Here is a 17,188-nt window from a genome sequence, read left to right on the forward strand (position 1 = left end):
CAAATTAAACTAAAGTTGAGTAATTAAAGGTATACAGTTTTAGGTCTAAAGATCAAGCGAACTTGTGTTTTTTATCGACAAAACAAAACAATGGTTGCATAAAGCAACTTGCAAGCAAGGGCAAGAAACGATTGAATAAGCACATTCACGCATGTTCATGGAAAATAATAACCAATGACCACTCAAGCCTCTAGTTGGGCATCTGCATTTAAAGCATTTTTAGATCGCCGTGCTCTAATTATGTTATTTCTTGGTTTCTCTGCGGGGATTCCAATTTTATTGATTTTTTCTAGCCTATCTTTATGGTTAGGCGAGGCTGGAATCGATAAAAGTGCGGTCACGTTCTTTAGTTGGGCTGCACTCGGTTATTCTTTTAAATTTGTTTGGGCGCCTTTAATTGATGAATTGCCCGTTCCATTTTTAACTAAGAGTTTAGGTCGTCGCCGCGCTTGGTTGCTGATTGCACAATGCTTAATTATCTGTGCGATTTGTATCATGGCATTTTCTGATCCGTCTTTGGGTCAAAGCTATTTAATCCAGATGGCGGTTGGTGCTGTACTGTTGGGCTTTTCGGCAGCGACTCAAGATATTGTTATTGATGCTTACCGTATTGAACTGGCCGAAACTGAAATGCAAACCGTTTTGGCTTCGACCTACAATGCAGGTTATCGTATTGGGATGATCGTTGCTGGTGCTGGTGCGCTGTTTTTGGCCGCCTATTTGGGCACAGCAAAAGGTAATTACATCTACGAAGCTTGGAAATACACTTATTTGACCATGGCTGCGGTGATGGTAGTTGGGATTATCACCACTTTGTGTGTTCGTGAACCACAAGTGAATCGTGTTTATAAACACTATAAAACCACTGACTATTATCGCTTGGTATTTGTATTTTTTATTGCGGTTGCAACGTTTGTTGTCAGTTATATTTATTCAGGCAATGTCACTGATGCAATCGCAAAGTCAGCAGAAATTAAGGACACAGCTGCATTATTTGGTTTAGAAGCACTACGCTTTTTAACGGCTACGGCAACAGCTTTACTGGTTGGTTTTGGGCTGGTTAAGACTGGTGTAGTCAATCAGCAAATGGCTAAAGAAACATGGGTTGCACCGATTCTAGATTTCTTTAAGCGCTATGGCGTTAAACTGGCATTGGTTTTATTGTTATTGATCGGTTTCTTCCGCATCTCTGATATTATTGCAGGGGTAATTTCCAATGTGTTCTATCAAGATCTAAACTTTAGTAAGGAACAGATTGCGGAAGCCGTTAAGATTTACGGCGTGCTATTTAGCTTGGTGGGTGGTTTCTTAGGTGGCTTGTTGGCACAACGCATGAACATTATGAAATTGATGTTTGTGGGTGCAGTCTTAGCTAGCTCGACCAATTTGATTTTTATCGGTTTGGTAAAATCGGGTAAGCCACTCGATCAAGTAGAAGTACAAGTTGGTGATCAGCATTATCAAGTTCAGACCGATGAGGTCGGTTATTGGAAATTACAAGTACCGAATGAAGCGTTATTAAAAGCAGATTCAGTTCAGGTGAGTACCCAATATCAAAACCAAGCCGATTCTAAAATTCAATTGGCGGTGCCGTATTTAATCAGTTCGCAACAGCCTCAGATTCAATTGTTGCCAATGAGTGGTGATGATCAACTCACACCAAAAGAGTTAAAACAAAGTTTGGTGATTAAAGGTCAGCTCGCGAATATTAAAACTGAAGATTTAGATACTGAACGTCCAGTGATTTTATCTTTAGACGGTCAGGAGTTTGTGGCTAAGGTAGATCAACAGGGCTTATTTACTGGCGTTATCGATGGCAAAATTTTGCAGGCATCGCCAACTAAGACCATTACAGCTATGGCAAACTTAAAAAGTAATTCTACGAATCAATTGTTAGCAACGCGACAATATCGTGTGGATACTGCCTCTCATGCTGATGCAGCTTTAAATGTAGATATTCAACCGATTGCTGTGATTGATCCTGCTCAGCAAGGGACCGTTGAACTTTCTGGTAAGGTGATAAAAAGCTATAGCTCTTTATGGTTATATTTAGCCATTATTGTGGATAATTTGGCTTCTGGTCTTGCTGGTGCTGCATTTATTGCCTTCTTGTCTAGCTTGACCAGCGTATCATTTACAGCGGTTCAGTATGCAATTTTCAGTTCATTAATGACTTTAACGCCTAAGTTATTAGGTGGTTATTCAGGAACAATTGTCAGCAATATCGGTTATCCGAATTTCTTTTTAATGACAACTTTAATTGGTATTCCAATTTTAATTCTCGTGGTTTGGGTTGCTAAACTTTTACGCGACCATGAAAACCAAACAACTCAACAGACAGGTGAATAACTATGCGCATGTTACATACGATGCTACGAGTAGGTAATTTAGAACAATCTTTAAAGTTCTACACTGAGGTACTTGGTATGAAATTGCTACGCCAACGTGATTATGAAGAAGGGCGTTTTACATTGGCTTTTGTTGGCTATGGTGATGAGAAAAGCAACACTGTGCTTGAGCTTACCCATAACTGGGACACAACCAGCTATGAGCTCGGCAATGCCTATGGTCACATTGCGATTGGTGTTGATGATGCTTATAAAGCATGTGAAGACATCAAGGCACGTGGCGGTAAAGTTGTACGTGAAGCAGGTCCAATGAAAGGTGGCGTTACGGTGATTGCTTTTGTTGAAGATCCAGATGGTTATAAAGTTGAACTTATTCAACAAGATCAGGATGCTTATAATAATTAGTCTTTGGTCAAATAAGTCCAAGATTTCTTATCTAAAGCTCTAGCTTTATTTATATAGCCCAGTATGATGATTCGATCAAATGGTCAACAAGTCATGCTGGGCTTTATAGTTCTTAGAGAATAGATAGGGATACGTTATGTTGAAATTATTGGCATTGGATCGCTTTACCATACTGTTGGTTACCATGGTAATACTGGCGACGTTTTTTCCAGTTTCGGGGCAAATTGCACATTATTTTAATATTCTAACCACCGTCGCAATCGCAATACTTTTCTTCTTACATGGTGCGAAACTGTCACGTGAGGCGGTACTTGAGGGGATGATGCATTGGAAAATGCATGCGTTGGTGTTTGCTTTTACTTTCGCAATTTTCCCTGTCATTGGGTTACTCGCTAGGCCTGTTTTGGAGCCTCTGTTAGGACAGCCCTTGTATTGGGGTTTTCTGTTTATGTGTTTCTTGCCCTCAACAGTACAATCCTCAATCGCATTTACCTCTATGGCTAAGGGCAATGTAGCAGCTGCTGTCTGTAGTGCTTCTTTCTCAAATATCATTGGTATGTTTATTACCCCGATTTTGGTGAGTTATTTTATCTTAGGTCAAAGTCAGCATGGTTTTGATCCAACCAAATCGATTATCCAAATTACTTTATTGTTGCTTGTCCCATTTGTTCTTGGGCAATTATTACGTCCTTATATTTTTCCATATATGGTCAAAGTCCCTAGTATCGTCAAAGCATTTGATCAGGGTTCGATCTTAATGGTGGTGTATGGTGCATTTAGTAGTGCTGTAGTTGCAGGTCTGTGGCATCAAGTCAGTGGATTAACCTTGTTGTATCTAGTGCTTGCGTGTTCAGTGCTATTAACCATCGTTATGCTGCTTGCCTTGTATGTACCAAAATGGTTGGGCTTTAATCAAGCTGATCAGGTAACGATCTTTTTCTGTAGTTCAAAGAAAACACTGGCGAGTGGAGTACCCATGGCCCAAATTCTATTTATTGGGCAACCTTTGGGTATGATTGTGTTGCCAATCATGATTTTTCATCAAATTCAGTTAATGGTATGTGGTGTGATTGCGAATCATTGGGCAAAATCAAAGCAGGAATAGTTCGCAAAATTTAATTCTTTGGCGTATAATGCTTGCCACTTGTTGGCTTTGCTCTGACCGTTAGAGTCTCGGTGAGTCAAAAGAAATGGTCTGTTGTGGTGTTGATCTGCAAGTGTGTGAACACTTTGCTTTCCTCGTTTTGAGAGTGATCAATTGCGATAACAGCTTAAGCCTTTCTTACTAAATAGGAGCATCGAGCATGCGCGCCGATATTCACCCTAAATACGAAAACTTAGTTGCTACTTGTTCATGTGGTAACGTAATCGAAACTAAATCTGCTCTTGGTAAAGAAACAATTTACCTTGACGTATGTTCAGCTTGCCACCCATTCTATACTGGTAAACAAAAGAATGTGGACACTGGCGGCCGTATCGACAAATTCAAACAACGTTTCTCTGGTATGTCACGTTCTATCAAACGTTAATATCAAGAAAGAAAAAAACGGGCAATATGCCCGTTTTTTTATGCCTGTAGGTTATTTTATTGAGGAACTTGCAGTAGTTCCTCAATATTGAGAAGGCGTTATTGATCCTGTACATCCGTTAAGCGATCAAGTTTTTTCTGGAAATAGTTACCTTGTAGGTAGCGAGCCTCTACATTCCATGCATTTGCAAATAGATTCATGTCATTGAGCTCCATCAAGAAAATTTCCACTGGCTTTTGACCAATAAAGTGCAGGATTTTCTCTTGTAATGTTGCCATGTCTTTATCTGAGCTTAGCATCTTGGTTAGTTTGCTATGCAAGCTCAAATACTGAACATCAATTTGTTGTAGCATGGTGTCGCTATATAAGGAATCACCAAAGCCACGAATCGAGATTTCTGCGCCGTGTTGGCGGAGTAAGGCAATTTGTGGTTGGGCTTGAGATAAGTTCTGTTGAAGTGCCTGTTCTGAGAACTGTAAAATCAATGGGTGGGCTTGTTTACTGCCAATAATAGTCAGTAACTTGGCAACCAATTCAGGCAACTTCTTATCATTCAACAGCACATGATGGTTGAGGTTTACAATCAGCTTGGCTTTTGGATATTGAGTAATAAAGTTGTGTAATTGCTTGCAAGCTTCTACAAGTATCCAGCGATCAAGTTGAATGGATAACTCAGGATCATCTTTCAGATCGCCAAGATCACTTAAATCCTGCCATTGATTATCAAAGATGAAGCCACCAGAAACTTCATAAGTATGGGTGTGTTGATCTTGCTTATCATAGAGTTGTTGATATTTAAGATGAATATCACCTGTATCAAGTTTCTGTTTCAGCCCTTGTAATAAAGTTAATTGAACTGCTGTTGGAATATGTTCTGTGGTGAGACCAATATCCGCATCAATTTTTGGCGTATTAAAGACTGGCAATCCTTCCGCAAATGCTTTGCTGAGAATTTGTTCAAAGCGTGCTTCATCTGGAATTGCTTGTGCAAGTTCGCAATAGCCCAGCTTAAGATGCAAGGGGAAGGTGTGTTGTGCTGTCGATAAAAGTTGTGGCTTTTGCAAGCTATTTAAGCCAATCAGAAGCGAGTTTAATACGTTCTTAGATTCAGCTTGAAATAAAGCAACATATATCGCGCTATCAACCTGATAAACAGGGACATTCACTTGTTCTTTAATAAAGTTCTGAATATTGGAAAAATAAGCTTTTGTTCCGCGCCAGTCTGTTTGGAAGACTTCATTTGGGCAGCTACTCAGACTGAATAGTACGACTGCATTGGCATTGGCAGGGTGATTGGTCAATTGCCGATTAATCTGCTGAAACGCTGTATTTAAATTTGATACTTTTTCAGAAGTAACAGCTGCAGCTGGTGTCGCAGCTATAGCTTGAGAGGGGATGCCGCATTCGATATTCAGTTGAATTTCTTCTTCATTACCTGAAGGTAAAAACTCAAGATGTAATGGATTAATTTTTACTGTTGGATTCTGGGTGCGGAGCTCAAAGCTACCATGCTCGAATTGCCCTTGAGAAATCTTTTTAAATCGAAGTTTAAATTGACTTAGATCTTCGGGTTGTAACACGTCTAGAATAGGTAGACCAATCAGCTCATCTTCATTGCTGAAACCAAAGAGATTGGCATATTCAGCATTCACATTGATATGAATACCTTCCTGTAAAATGGCAACAGCTTTGTGACTCTCTGCAACTAAAGACTGCGCTTGAGACTGTGCTGCTTCCAATTCGTTTAATAAACGATGTTCAGCTTGTACTAGGCGGCTATAGGAAAGCGCACGGACGATGCTGATGTAGAATTTTTCTGGAGATTTAAGGTTTAATACATCATAGATACCTTTATGAATATAGGTCTGATATTGATCAGCATTATAGTCATCTGGTTCTAACAGTAGTACAGGTAGGCTCGGCTGTGATGATGCCTGAATCAAAGAAAGTGTTTGTTCAATTTTTAGGTCATAAGCACGACCAAAAATGACAATATCCCATGGTAAATTCAGCTGTTTCTCAAATGTTTTAAGATCATCCAGCAATGTCGCATGAATTTGATGGTCTTGTGCCGTAAAAATTGCTGCAATTTGATTATAACGTAATTGGTTATCATCAATAATCAGTAAACGGGTTTCCGTCCGTTTGAGTTTCTTAGAGAGTAAAGAATTTCTCACTTTAATGCTTCCCATAAATCTTGATCAATTGTGTCCATATTTTTTTGTGCCATATATTTTTGAAGAACAGGGAGTTCCTCATCATTTAGCAGTTCAAACTCAAATTGAACAAAACTCTGGGTAATTAATTGTGCGTTTAATAAATACACTTTGACTTCCTCTTTCCCCAATCTTAAATGAACAGCTTGGTGTTCTCTAAAAATTTGTGAACCTGGTAAAATTAAGGTTGTTTTTGTTTCATCCAAATTTTGGTTTTTTAATAAAAGTGTTGGATGATAGTTGCTGACATGTCGATCCGCCTGTATGCGAACCGCGCAAGGGAAAATTTCCTGCGCTAATACTTCTAAACCAAGTTCTAAACTTTTCTCGCTCGATTGTTTGAGCCAACGAATTACTCCTCCACGCCAGTGTCCATGTGATGTTTCTTTGACTAATATGTATTCGCCTGTTCTTAGGTTTTTCGGTGCTTCTCCTGACCATTTAATACGATAACCGTTCACACTGATATCGAGTATATCTGCTTGGTAAACGGCTTTGCTTTCACGGCTCAAGCGCTGAATAGCTGATTCCTGATTATCTGAAGTACTTTTTTTATCCCAAGCCGACATAAACTTTGATTCGTTTTGCAGGCCATAACCATGATCTAATAATAACGTTTCGGAAAAGTTTTTAGCTTTAGATAAATAGAAGTGAGCGGTCAGCAGACCAAAGCAGATATGCAGTTGCGCTGAATATTCATAACGCTCATGTCGACGTTCTGCAGTTGTACCTAAGATGGTTTGCACATGAAACTTTAGTGCTGGTGTTAAATAGATTTTTTCATTCTTGGAAATGTATTCAGCATTTTTATGAAGTGTTGCTGTGACATGATCCAACAAACTATGTGTGCTGATAAAGATGTTTGGGTTGAAGCCAGAACTTTGCTTTTTATTATAAATCGGTGGATGGTCTTTGCTGGTATCAACTACATATTTGGTCAGGTCGGTTTCCTTCGCCAGAATCTGAACCATTTTTGCCCAGTCAAAACTACACTGAAACAGAGCCTGTATTTCAGATTGACGAATTTGATTGGTATTAAAAATATCCATCAAGATCAGTTGAGCATAGGCCTGCGTAATATTGGTAATCGAACTTGGTTTGCCCTGAGACTGATCTAAGTTGGTATGCTGATATTTATGTGTCACTGCTGCATCATAGAGCTGATGGGCAATTAACCATTGTCCAGCAACTGGTTCGCTATACAACATATGTTGCTGATAGAGAAGTTGGGTTAATTGCTGTAGCGATTGAAAGGTGGCTAAGGTTCTCGCCGTTTGCAGATTTTTCTTTTGATTCAGTGCGAAAATAGAAAACTTTTGCTGATCAAGTTGATCATTACTGCGACGCACAATATTGATATAGATTGCTGCGAAGTAGCAACGCAATAACATTGCCAGTTCAATGATATGTTCATTCCGATCTGAGCTAATCACACCCTGATTAAAAAAGTTCTTTTCTAGGCTACCTAAAACATTTTCAATAGTCGGATGCAGAACCTGAACCAAGTCAAAACGTAAAGTTTCCGAACATTCTAATTCACTCAGCTCTAACAGAGCTGCAAACAGTGCTTTGGAGGTATCACCCAACTGCATAATGGATAGATTTGAAATCCATTCATTGAGACTTTTAGAATTGGTATCACAAAAGCTAAGTTTGTCCCGTCTTAAGACTGTTGGAATTTGGAAAATATCCGAAAAAGCATTATTCATCATTGTGTTATCAATCTCAGAATGTTTGAACCCCAAAAAGCGGTGTTTTATTTTTTTCGCCCGCAATTTCCCTGACGAGTTTCGGGACGAGATATCCTGGTAAACTCGCTAATACATCACTGTATATCTGATCTATCTCTGAAGATCTTAAATCAAAATGCTGAGCACCTTTAACTTTATCCAAAACATGAAGGTAATAGGGCATTACTCGTGCTTCAAATAAACGGCTACTCAATGCATTTAAAGTTTCTGCAGAATCATTCACACCTTTGAGCAAAACTGCCTGATTAAGAACGGTTATATGCTGGAATGATAACTGTAGCAACTTCGAGCAAGTGAAATCATCGAGTTCAGCTGCGTGGTTTGAGTGTACCACTACTACAATACGTAGCCTACTGTTTTTTAATATAGAAATCAGCTCTTCATCAATACGATTCGGGATCACAATCGGAACCCGTGAATGAATTCTCAATATCTTAATCTGAGGGAGAGATGCGACTCGTTCTAGCCACAATGAAATTTTTCGATTGTTTAGCGTAAGGGGGTCACCACCACTCAAAATTACTTCATTGATTTGTGGATTTTGCTCAATATACTGTTTGATATTTAACCAATCGTCATTTTTAGGAAGATTTTCCTGATACGGGAAATGACGACGGAAACAGTAGCGACAGTGAATCGCACATGCACCAGTTAAGGTCAACAAAAAACGTGATTGATATTTATGTAGAACTCCCGCCATTTGATTTGCTGCTTCTTCACCTAAAGGATCTGTCACAAACTCAGGATGTTCTTCCAATTCGAGATGATGGGGTAAAACTTGTAGTAGCAGAGGGTCAAGCGGATCGCCAACGGTCATTTTTCCGACGAATGCACGCGGGACGCGCAATTTAAACTGTTCAGAGGCGAGGATTGCCCCTGATAATAGTTGATCGGTAGATAACTCAAGCAGATTTAACAGCTCTAAAGGATCAGTAATTAGGTCACTGAGTTGTGATTGCCAGTTTTGCTCTTGATGTAAATAGTTTATCATGCCATACGTAAAAATAGTGTTAGCCGCAGCTGTGTGCCTAGTCTAGCATTGGGGCTTGTTTAACGTTCATATATGAATTGCGTTATTGGTTAAAATTTAATCATGCGAGGCGTGAAACGTAGGGAATGGCTATTCCCTTGCCAAGTTTCATAACGAAGTATGAGGAAATTTTAGCCATAACCCTACGGGACAGGGATATTTTTTGTAGCTACTGCGTTATGTATGGTTCATTTAGAATAACTAAATTTCACCATCCATGCCTTGTATCGTCGAAAAAATCTCCTCTGTCGCAACCAAATATGAATGTTAAACAAGCCCATAAGATTTGATTTTTAAGTTTGGAGTGCGCCTTTCATGGCCTATTATTCTACAAATGATTTTAAAGCAGGCCTTAAGGTTATGCTTGATGGTAACCCATGTTCAATCATGGAAAATGAATATGTAAAACCAGGTAAAGGTCAAGCGTTTAACCGTGTGAAATTACGTAACCTTCGCTCTGGTAAAGTATTAGAAAAAACATTCAAATCAGGTGATTCTTTAGAAGCAGCTGATATTGTAGAAGTTGAAATGGATTACCTCTACAACGATGGCGAAATGTGGAACTTCATGGATCCTGTATCTTTCGAGCAAATTGCTGCTGATAAAACAGCAATGGGCGATGCTGCGAAATGGTTAAAAGATGATTCAAATGAAAAATGTACGATCATGTTATTCAATGGCGTACCTTTGAACGTAAATCCACCAAACTTTGTTGTGTTGAAAATTATTGAAACTGATCCAGGTGTACGTGGTGATACTTCTGGCGGTGGCGGTAAGCCAGCGAAGCTTGAAACAGGTGCAGTTGTACGTGTTCCATTATTCGTACAGCAAGAAGAAAGCGTTCGTGTAGACACACGTACTGGTGACTACCTAGAACGTGCATAATTGTGAATGAGTAGCCAAGCTACTCAAGATATACAATTATCGAAGGGATGATTAAACAATCATCCCTTTTTTTATGCCAAAGTATTAGATAAATAATTGAAGCTAGAAGGTAAACTTACAAAGATATTTCTTCTACAGAAAATATGGAAAGGGAAATCTAATAGGGCTTGCTGACATTTTTTGTTGCCACTACATTATCTTGCGTAGCTGTAATCGCTACTCATTATTTAGAATAGCTAAATTGCATAAGACATGCTTTATGTCTTCTAAAAATGTTCTCTGTCGCAATGATAGCTATAGCTCGTAAAGTGAAATGTCAACAGACCCTAACCACGCATTATGTATTTGAGAGGTTTTGAATGGAGACAACACAAGCAAAGTCAACACTTCCCTCGAAACTCCTTTGGAGTTTGGTTGCCATCGTTGGGGCAATTTCATTTGGGATCTTGGCGGTTAGTCGTGGTGAGCATGTTAATGCGGTCTGGTTAGTTCTTGCCGCAGTCTGTGTATATAGCATTGCATATCGGTTCTATAGTTTATTTATTGCAAACAAAGTTTTTGAATTAAATCCTAAACGGTTAACCCCAGCTCATCGTCTCGCAGATGGTCTGGATTATGTTCCGACCAATAAGTTCGTTTTATTCGGTCATCACTTTGCCGCGATTGCAGGTGCAGGGCCTTTAGTCGGTCCAATTCTCGCAGCGCAAATGGGTTACTTACCTGGCACCATCTGGCTTTTAGTCGGTGTGGTGATTGCGGGTGCTGTACAAGATTTTCTGGTTTTATTTATCTCCACACGTCGTGATGGTCGCTCTCTAGGCGAAATGGCAAAACAAGAACTCGGTACTTTTGCGGGTGTGATTGTGATGCTAGGTACGTTGGGGGTGATGATTATTATCCTTGCTGTGCTGGCTTTGGTCGTGGTGAAAGCATTGGCGCATAGCCCATGGGGTGTGTTCAGTATTGCTGCAACCATTCCAATCGCCTTATTCATGGGCGTGTATATGCGCTATCTACGCCCAGGGAAAATTGCAGAAGTATCTATCATTGGTTTTGTATTGATGATGGCGGCAATTGTATATGGTGGGGATGTTGCAAAAGATCCATATTGGGGGCAGTTATTTACCCTCAGTGGTACTCAATTGACATGGGCCTTAATTATTTATGGTTTTATCGCCTCTGTTTTACCGGTTTGGTTGTTATTAGCACCACGTGACTACTTATCAACCTTCCTTAAAATTGGTGTGATTGCAGGCTTGGCGATCGGGATTATCTTTGCGATGCCTGATTTGAAAATGCCAGCAGTGACCCATTTTGTTGATGGTACAGGCCCTGTATTTGCGGGTAGTTTATTTCCTTTCCTATTTATTACCATTGCCTGTGGTGCGATTTCAGGTTTCCATGCCTTGGTTGCATCAGGTACAACACCTAAATTGGTCGATAACGAAGTCAATATTCGTATGATCGGTTATGGTGGTATGTTGATGGAATCTTTCGTCGGCATCATGGCAATGATCTGTGCGACAGTACTCGATCCAGGCATTTACTTTGCAATTAATGCACCAGCGGCAGTTTTAGGAACCTCGGTAGAGACTGCTGCGGAAGCTGTGCGTAATCTTGGTTTCGTGGTGAGTCCAGAAATGTTGACCTTATTGGCTCAGGAAGTCGGTGAGAGTTCAATCTTATCTCGTACAGGTGGTGCGCCTACATTTGCAATTGGTATGGCACATATCATTTCAGAGATTTTCAACAACCGCTCAATGATGGCATTCTGGTATCACTTTGCGATTCTGTTTGAAGCATTATTTATTCTAACTGCGGTAGATGCGGGTACACGTGCTTGTCGTTTCATGGTACAGGATACAGTAGGTATCGTGGTTCCAGCGATTAAACAATCGAGTTCATTCTTTGGGAACTTGGTTGGGACCTTTGTCGCGGTGGCAGGTTGGGGCTTCTTCGTTTACCAAGGTGTGGTTGATCCGCTTGGTGGGATTAACTCATTATGGCCGTTATTTGGTATTGGTAACCAGATTCTTGCCTCGATGGCTTTAATTTTAGGAACCGTCATTTTATTCAAGATGAAGAAAGAGAAGTATGTTTGGGTTACGATCGTCCCGACGATTTTCTTATTCATTACCTCAATGACAGCAGGTTGGCAAAAGATTTTCCATGAAAATCCAAAAATTGGCTTCCTTGCACAAGCGAATCGTTTCTCGGATGCAATTGCGCGTGGTGAGGTGCTTGCACCAGCCAAAACCGTTGCTGAAATGCAAACGATTGTAATGTCAAATCAGATCAATGCTGCACTGTGTGGCTTCTTTATGATTGTTGCGATTGTGATGATCATTGCTTCGATTGGTATTGTACGCAGAGCATTGGCGAGCCCTACACCAACAGTGAACGAGGCACCAGCAGTTTATTCAGAAACCCCGATGACTGCGAATAGCATCAAAGGAGAGTAGCGATGGATTTTAAAATTGCTCGACGAGGCAGCGCAGTGATTGTGAAGATTATTAAATTCACCATCATGTCGCAAAAACATTTGCTGTTATCACCCAAGAATTGGTCACGGATTGCTGTGTTATGGCAACGTTTGCAGCAGAGTTTTCGTTTGATGGTCGGTGTGCCTGACTACGAAACCTATGTGCAGCATATGAAAGCGCATCATCCAGATTTAACCCCGATGGATGCAAAGACATTTTATCGTCATTGTATCGATGCACGTTATCCTTCTGCGGGCGGTAATATGAAAAAATGCCCTTGCTAGAAATCAATTGATTTCGTTGAAAAAAAACCAAAACAGTGTATGTTGAAACATGCACTGTTTTATTTTGGGGATAAAATTATGTGGGGCACGGATCAAGCTTCAGTTCAAGACAAAAAACGACAAAATCAAGCATTAGAACTAGATATTAAAAGCTTTGGTCAAAAGATTGAGCAATTTTTAATTGAAGTCAATCAGCTCATTTTAGATAAGCCGCAACAAACCAAACTGGCACTGACCTGTTTGCTGGCAGGTGGTCATGTATTGTTTGAAGATTTACCAGGACTTGGTAAAACAACCTTAGCCAGTGCCTTGGCGCGTTTGGCTGGATTACATTTTCAGCGGATTCAATTCACCAATGATATGTTGGCCAGTGATGTGATTGGCATCAATATTTTTAATCAGAAAGAACATGTATTTGAATTTAAGCAAGGTCCTGTTTTTACCCAAATTCTCCTCGCAGATGAAATTAATCGCTGTAGTCCCAAAACTCAAAGTGCTTTGTTGGAAGCGATGGAAGAAGGGGCTGTCACTGTAGATGGCGTGCATTATGAGTTGCCACAACCTTTTTGGGTACTCGCTACGCAAAACCCACTCTTTCAAAGTGGAACTTATGCGTTGCCAGAGTCTCAACTAGACCGCTTTTTGATGCGATTGTCATTGGGTTATCCATCTCGTCAAGCAGAAAAATTACTGTTACAACAAAGCTCACGCCAAGTCTTGATTCATCAATTAGATGCTGTGTTTAACCAAGCCGATATTTTGCATTTACGTGAATTGGCCAAACAGATCTTCCTCAGTGACGCCGTACTTAATTATATTTTAGACTTAGCTGCTGAAACACGTAAGCAACGCCATGGCCTGTCTACACGTGGAGTATTGGCATTGAAAGCTGCAGCACAAGCCTATGCGTTGGTTGAAGGGCGTAGCTTCGTGACCACGGATGATGTACAAACGGTATTTGTGGCTGTGGTTGCACATCGTTTAAGTTTGGGTGAGATGGAGGTAAAACAACTGTTGCAGTCAGTTGATGCAATGTAGGTGAGTACAGACTATGCAAACTGGACTTAAACAACAGGTCAATCAATGGATCGCAAAACGTTTCCAAGTGGATCGCAGTAAAATCTTGCGACAAAAGGACGTTTTGGTTTTTATCTATAAGCAAGGCTTTCTATATCTGGTCCTGATTCTAATTACCTTTATTGCTGGAATTAACTATGCAAACAATCTGATTTTAGGATTTTGCTTTCTAATCAGCGCCATTCTGTGCATTAGTTTTTATCTGACCTTTAAGCAATTACATGATTTACAAATTGATATTGTGCTTCCTGAAGTCGGACAAGTCGATCAAGCAATCATTTTAAAGCTGCTATTTAAACAACCTGTTCGTTCTGCACGTTATCTAAGGATCCAGTGGCAAACTCAAGAGCAATTGGTTTATCTAGATCAAACCCAGCATGGCATTGAGTTGCCTGTTATCGCAGAAAAACGCGGACTTTATGAATTTGAGACCATTAAAATTTATTCTACTTATCCCTTAGGATTAGTCCGCGCATGGACTTATTTATATCCAAAACATAAAGTCTGGGTCGCCCCAAAGGGCTATGACTGGCAGAAAGAACATAAAAATAAGCCAACTTCTGCCCAAGATAGCTTAGATGAGTTTAAAGAGTTACGTAGCTTTCAACACGGTGATTCTTATCAAAATGTGGCATGGAAACAGGTCGCACGTGGGCAGGGATTTCTGACCAAAATCTTTGAAGCTCAGGCCAATCACCAGCATCTGGAAATTGACTATCAGCAGATCCCAGCTCAAAGCCATGAAGATAAATTAAGCTTTATGATGGGTTTGGTCGAGCAATGTGAACAGTTAGGTGATGATTATGCACTTATTTTGCCGCATGCACGCTTGGAAAGTGGGCAGGGACAATCTCAGTTAATTAAGGCAAAACTTTTATTAGCGCAGGCATAATGATGACTAAGCAAATCTACTTCTGTGTTTTAGCTGTCTTAGCTTTTGTATTACTTGGGCAAACCGCTTTTGCACCTGCTGCTTTAACGGGATTATGGGCGGTAGTTTGGCTGTTATTGGTTCGCAGATATCGTAAGCAGAGCTGGGTGCCTTTTCCTAAATGGTTTTTGGTGTTTTTTATTCTATTGTCTTTAGGTATCGTTTATATCAATTATCAAACCATCCTTGGAGTAGAAGCGGGCGTCGCCTTTTTAAGTACCTGTTTATTTGCCAAATGTTTAGAAGCTAAAAACACCCGTGATTTATTGATTGTCTTTAATTTTGCTCTATTTGTCAGTGCCAGCCTATTGTTACATAGCCAAGCTTTTTGGATGGCACTGATTGTATTTACAGCCTTCGTGATGTGTTTATTGGGTTTGTATCGGATACAGACGGGGTTGTTTAATCAAACGAAACTATCATCAAACCAACTTAAACAAGATGTGAAGCAAATTTTTAAATTTGTTGGTATAGCAATTCCTTTCTTTCTCATTTTATTTATTTTCTTTCCTCGATTGCCACCGCTTTGGGCGGTTCCAATTCAGAAGGATCAGGCTACGACAGGAATCAGTGACCGGATGTCGCCTGGAGATATTGCGCAATTATCGCAATCTTCAGCATTGGCTTTTCGGGTGGTGGCAGATATGTCGCAGTTTCCAAGCAGACCAGAATTGTATTGGAGAGCTTTGGTTTTAGATCAATATGATGGAACCACATGGACCAGCAGTTTTTTCAATCAGCAAATTAAAAGTGTACGGTCAACTCCAAGGAGCGTGCCTTATCAATATTTAGCAGCAGATGAGCAAGCCAATTGGATCATGGGTTTGGAATATTCGATTCCACGGGAACGTTATTTACAGTTATATCAAGACAATAGTATTCGCCCATCTAAGCTGATCAAGCGTAATGTACCGATACAAATGTTGTGGTTAGGACGCATGTCGACTGAAAAGGTTTACTTATCACCGCGACAACTTGAGTTAAATCTTAATTTTGATGAGGGGCGGGATCTTAAAGCGCAGCAATTGGCGCATGAGCTGTTTGAAAAAAGTCAAAAGCAACCTGAACAATATCTACAATCTGTGTTGTCGTGGTATAGAAAAAATGGTTTTGTATACACTTTGACGCCAGGGACTTTAGGCGGTGATCGTATAGATCAATTCTTGTTTTCCAGCCGGAAAGGGTTTTGTGAGCATTATGCATCTAGTTTTGTCATGTTAATGCGCTATGCAGGTATTCCTGCACGAGTAGTGACGGGCTATCAAGGTGGACAATTGGCGCCTGATGGGCAGAGTTGGGAGGTTCGTCAACTGGATGCGCACGCTTGGAGTGAGGTCTATCTAGATGGAAAATGGAAAAGAATTGACCCAACAGCCATGATTGCACCGCAACGAATTGATACGGGTATGCAGGATTATTTGGCACAAGATCAAACTGTATGGGGAGATGAAAGTAAAGCTTGGCGTTTGCAACAATTTAAATTTCTAAAAAATATGCGGATTTGGAGTGATTATTTAAGTTATCAATGGCAAAGCAAAGTAGTTGGTTATGATGCAGAAAAACAGAAGAACTGGTTATCTCGCTTAGGACTAGATTCAAGTTATGCATATGCGATTGTGCTGATTGTTGGTGTATTCGCTATTTTGCTGGTATATGTGGGTATCTATTGGTGGAAGCAAACAAGGCAGCAACACAGCTATCAAAAAGCTATATTCAAATTTCAAAAGAAACTGCCCAAAAATCTGCAAAAGCAACCTGCAGAAACTTTTCAAGTGTGGATGCAGCGTTTGGCAACGCAAGTTGAAGACAAACAGGTATTTGAACAAGCGATTGTGTTATATCAACAAATTGTTTTTTTAGAGCAGCAGAATAGCGTAAATACTCAAGATTTTAAGTGCTTGCTTAAAGACTGCGCAATTGCACTGAAACAATCTCAAAAAAACTTGTGAAGCGCAGAAAAAATGAATATGATGCTTCTCATTCTAGGTGTATAGCTCAGTTGGTTAGAGCGCTACGTTGACATCGTAGAGGTCTCCAGTTCGAGTCTGGATATACCTACCAAGATATTAAAGTCATATAACTTTTATGAAGTTACATGAACTCCAAAGCCCTGAATCATAACGATTTAGGGTTTTTTTTATGCCTTTCTATAGCTGCTCTTAAATCTATACAGAAGTAAAATTCTTGTATCATGGCTGAATACTTAACTCATGATACAAGTTCGTATCATGCCATATGAAATGAACAGC

General features: G+C 40.0%; 13 protein-coding genes and 1 tRNA gene. 11 read left to right on the forward strand and 3 right to left on the reverse strand.

All coding sequences use genetic code 11. From position 1 onward, the window contains the following. Positions 1–174 precede the first annotated feature (174 nt). The 4 genes from FPL17_RS01960 to rpmE all read left to right on the forward strand — a co-directional run bounded on the left by FPL17_RS01960 (position 175) and on the right by rpmE (position 4,282). Entirely contained in the window at positions 175–2,349 is a 2,175-nt protein-coding gene (locus tag FPL17_RS01960; protein ID WP_159882832.1) for an AmpG family muropeptide MFS transporter, read from the forward strand. A 2-nt stretch (positions 2,350–2,351) separates the two neighbouring features. Next, positions 2,352–2,753, forward strand: a complete 402-nt coding sequence (gloA, locus tag FPL17_RS01965; RefSeq protein WP_159882834.1) for a lactoylglutathione lyase — start codon at positions 2,352–2,354, stop codon at positions 2,751–2,753. Positions 2,754–2,889: 136 nt separating this feature from the next. Further along, entirely contained in the window at positions 2,890–3,858 is a 969-nt protein-coding gene (locus FPL17_RS01970; RefSeq protein WP_159882836.1) for a bile acid:sodium symporter family protein, read from the forward strand. A 199-nt stretch (positions 3,859–4,057) separates the two neighbouring features. Further along, positions 4,058–4,282, forward strand: a complete 225-nt coding sequence (gene rpmE / locus FPL17_RS01975; protein WP_005145945.1) for a 50S ribosomal protein L31 — start codon at positions 4,058–4,060, stop codon at positions 4,280–4,282. 98 nt (positions 4,283–4,380) lie between these two features. Here rpmE and FPL17_RS01980 read toward each other — a convergent pair whose 3' ends face one another. Genes FPL17_RS01980 through epmB form a run of 3 tightly spaced genes read right to left on the reverse strand, consistent with a single transcriptional unit; the run spans position 4,381 to position 9,240 of the window. After that, on the reverse strand, positions 4,381–6,474 hold the full coding sequence (locus FPL17_RS01980; protein ID WP_159882838.1) for an EAL domain-containing protein: 2,094 nt from the start codon (positions 6,472–6,474) through the stop codon (positions 4,381–4,383). After that, positions 6,456–8,210 (reverse strand): hypothetical protein, encoded by a 1,755-nt coding sequence (locus tag FPL17_RS01985; RefSeq protein WP_005183214.1) that lies wholly within the window; start codon positions 8,208–8,210, stop codon positions 6,456–6,458. The genes FPL17_RS01980 and FPL17_RS01985 overlap by 19 nt, the downstream gene beginning before the upstream one ends. 13 nt (positions 8,211–8,223) lie before the next feature. Continuing rightward, entirely contained in the window at positions 8,224–9,240 is a 1,017-nt protein-coding gene (gene epmB, locus FPL17_RS01990; protein WP_004808250.1) for an EF-P beta-lysylation protein EpmB, read from the reverse strand. A gap of 354 nt (positions 9,241–9,594) precedes the next feature. On the opposite strand from epmB, the gene efp reads away from it, so the two are divergent. From efp to FPL17_RS02025, 7 genes are all read left to right on the forward strand, one after another. Further along, on the forward strand, positions 9,595–10,164 hold the full coding sequence (gene efp / locus FPL17_RS01995; protein WP_004808248.1) for an elongation factor P: 570 nt from the start codon (positions 9,595–9,597) through the stop codon (positions 10,162–10,164). A 359-nt stretch (positions 10,165–10,523) separates the two neighbouring features. Continuing rightward, complete coding sequence (locus FPL17_RS02000) at positions 10,524–12,626, forward strand: carbon starvation CstA family protein (protein WP_005183198.1); 2,103 nt, start codon at positions 10,524–10,526, stop codon at positions 12,624–12,626. 2 nt (positions 12,627–12,628) lie between these two features. Next, on the forward strand, positions 12,629–12,931 hold the full coding sequence (locus tag FPL17_RS02005; protein WP_005183197.1) for a YbdD/YjiX family protein: 303 nt from the start codon (positions 12,629–12,631) through the stop codon (positions 12,929–12,931). A gap of 78 nt (positions 12,932–13,009) precedes the next feature. Continuing rightward, the gene (locus FPL17_RS02010; RefSeq protein ID WP_159882840.1) at positions 13,010–13,969 is read left to right on the forward strand and encodes an AAA family ATPase; all 960 of its coding nucleotides are present in this window, start codon (positions 13,010–13,012) and stop codon (positions 13,967–13,969) included. Positions 13,970–13,982: 13 nt separating this feature from the next. Further along, positions 13,983–14,900: a DUF58 domain-containing protein gene (locus FPL17_RS02015; protein WP_159882842.1), complete on the forward strand. Its 918-nt coding sequence runs from the start codon at positions 13,983–13,985 to the stop codon at positions 14,898–14,900. A 2-nt stretch (positions 14,901–14,902) separates the two neighbouring features. After that, positions 14,903–16,888, forward strand: a complete 1,986-nt coding sequence (locus FPL17_RS02020; protein WP_159882844.1) for a transglutaminase TgpA family protein — start codon at positions 14,903–14,905, stop codon at positions 16,886–16,888. Between the two features lie 35 nt (positions 16,889–16,923). After that, positions 16,924–17,000 (forward strand) — tRNA-Val (locus FPL17_RS02025). Positions 17,001–17,188: the final 188 nt, after the last annotated feature.

It is taken from the genome of Acinetobacter dispersus (assembly GCF_009884975.1).
GTDB classification, from domain to species: domain Bacteria; phylum Pseudomonadota; class Gammaproteobacteria; order Pseudomonadales; family Moraxellaceae; genus Acinetobacter; species Acinetobacter dispersus.

What these genes read in the sequence shown, in the direction of transcription:
- FPL17_RS02010 (WP_159882840.1), top strand. Translation starts at nt 13,010, where the DNA reads ATGTGGGGCACGGATCAAGCTTCAGTTCAAGACAAAAAACGACAAAAT.
- FPL17_RS01970 (WP_159882836.1), top strand. Translation starts at nt 2,890, where the DNA reads ATGTTGAAATTATTGGCATTGGATCGCTTTACCATACTGTTGGTTACC.
- FPL17_RS02005 (WP_005183197.1), top strand. Translation starts at nt 12,629, where the DNA reads ATGGATTTTAAAATTGCTCGACGAGGCAGCGCAGTGATTGTGAAGATT.
- rpmE (WP_005145945.1), top strand. Translation starts at nt 4,058, where the DNA reads ATGCGCGCCGATATTCACCCTAAATACGAAAACTTAGTTGCTACTTGT.
- FPL17_RS01980 (WP_159882838.1), bottom strand. Translation starts at nt 6,474, where the DNA reads ATGGGAAGCATTAAAGTGAGAAATTCTTTACTCTCTAAGAAACTCAAA.
- FPL17_RS02020 (WP_159882844.1), top strand. Translation starts at nt 14,903, where the DNA reads ATGACTAAGCAAATCTACTTCTGTGTTTTAGCTGTCTTAGCTTTTGTA.
- FPL17_RS02000 (WP_005183198.1), top strand. Translation starts at nt 10,524, where the DNA reads ATGGAGACAACACAAGCAAAGTCAACACTTCCCTCGAAACTCCTTTGG.
- FPL17_RS01985 (WP_005183214.1), bottom strand. Translation starts at nt 8,210, where the DNA reads ATGATGAATAATGCTTTTTCGGATATTTTCCAAATTCCAACAGTCTTA.
- gloA (WP_159882834.1), top strand. Translation starts at nt 2,352, where the DNA reads ATGCGCATGTTACATACGATGCTACGAGTAGGTAATTTAGAACAATCT.
- epmB (WP_004808250.1), bottom strand. Translation starts at nt 9,240, where the DNA reads ATGATAAACTATTTACATCAAGAGCAAAACTGGCAATCACAACTCAGT.
- efp (WP_004808248.1), top strand. Translation starts at nt 9,595, where the DNA reads ATGGCCTATTATTCTACAAATGATTTTAAAGCAGGCCTTAAGGTTATG.
- FPL17_RS02015 (WP_159882842.1), top strand. Translation starts at nt 13,983, where the DNA reads ATGCAAACTGGACTTAAACAACAGGTCAATCAATGGATCGCAAAACGT.
- FPL17_RS01960 (WP_159882832.1), top strand. Translation starts at nt 175, where the DNA reads ATGACCACTCAAGCCTCTAGTTGGGCATCTGCATTTAAAGCATTTTTA.